Genomic DNA, 1,242 nt, shown 5'->3' on the forward strand with positions numbered 1-1,242 from the left:
GCCGCGTTGCATCGGAGGCGGCGCATGAAAGTCATCGTTGATGAAACCGGCGAGATCATTGCCATAGCAACGGATGATTACACTCTAATCGGCGGCCACCATCGCCTCGCGGTGGCGGGCAGCATGGGTAAGAGACTGTTCTGGCGAGATACCGGCGAACCCGTGAAGCTTGATCTCTTCTTCAAGCATCATGATCATAGAAGTTCCCTTCGACATCCAGCCTGAGCCGGTCATCTCGGCGCCGGAGGGCTGCCCGTCGGGCAAAACGCCGGGAACTTTTCGACGAGCGTCGGTGTCAAGCCGCGCGGGCGAAAATATTCCACTTTACCGAAATTCGGAAATAGCGTATGTGTTCTCCATCCCGGCTGATCCTTGAGGGGCGATCTTGTGTCGTCACGTTTCGCGAGTCGGGCTTGCGGTGGACGCGGCAGCGTCGGGCGCGGAAAGTGCGGGCAGGGCGGATTGCTCTCCGTGAGCCCGAGGCTTCGTGCCGACGAGCGGCACTGAGAGTTCGTCTCGCCAACATTCTTCCCGCTACGTCGACAGCGCGGGAAAACCCTGTGGCGCCAACGAACGTGCGTACGGCAAAACCGTGTGGTCCTGGCCGTCGTCGCTACGGTCAAGCTCTTGCGGAGGCGGCATTCGCGTCAACCGGCGCGGTGTCTGCGAATTTCGCGAGGGGGAGGGAGGCCAGAAGGAACTCGGCTCCCGGGAGAGCACGGCATAAGCCGTCAAACCACTGCGCAGGGAAGGCCGTGTGTTGGGCTTCACCTGTATGTCGCTGTGCAGTTCTTCTGCGTGTGCTTTTCGCACAGCGGACCGTGGGTGCCAGCCGGCGCCCGGCCTTCCCTGCGCCCTCTTGGCTATGAGGGCGAAGAGACGAAGCAAAGCTCGGGCAAATTCCGCCGCGAGGACGCGGATGCGTGTCTGTTATCTAAAATGGCAAATCGAGCGCATCCACGAAGTGGTGCGCTGCTGAGCAGGGGCCCATGTCTCCGCGCTCGCATGAAATTCAACGAGCAGAAACAATGCAGCAACGTTCAAGCCACACCGCGGCCACAGCTCTCCCATTTCAGAGCAGGCGAGGTGCTCTTGAGATATGGAGATGTCGTCCAGGAGCTCAGGTTCGGCGGTGGCACGTCGTTCTAGAGCGTGCTGTGTTTATACGGAAACATAGCCTGAGTTTTTGAGATAGTTGGCGCACTCTTCCTTGGAGAAGACGTCGAGGAGTTCACCGACCTT

At 59.7% G+C, this 1,242-nt stretch carries 1 protein-coding gene; it reads left to right on the plus strand.

The annotated features are described in order from the left end of the window. The coding region (locus tag AC630_RS42085; RefSeq protein WP_245330672.1) for a hypothetical protein at positions 1-225 on the plus strand (225 nt) is incomplete at its 5' end. Positions 226-1,242: the final 1,017 nt, after the last annotated feature.

The sequence above is a fragment of the Bradyrhizobium sp. AS23.2 genome (assembly GCF_001908185.1).
Lineage (GTDB): Bacteria > Pseudomonadota > Alphaproteobacteria > Rhizobiales > Xanthobacteraceae > Bradyrhizobium.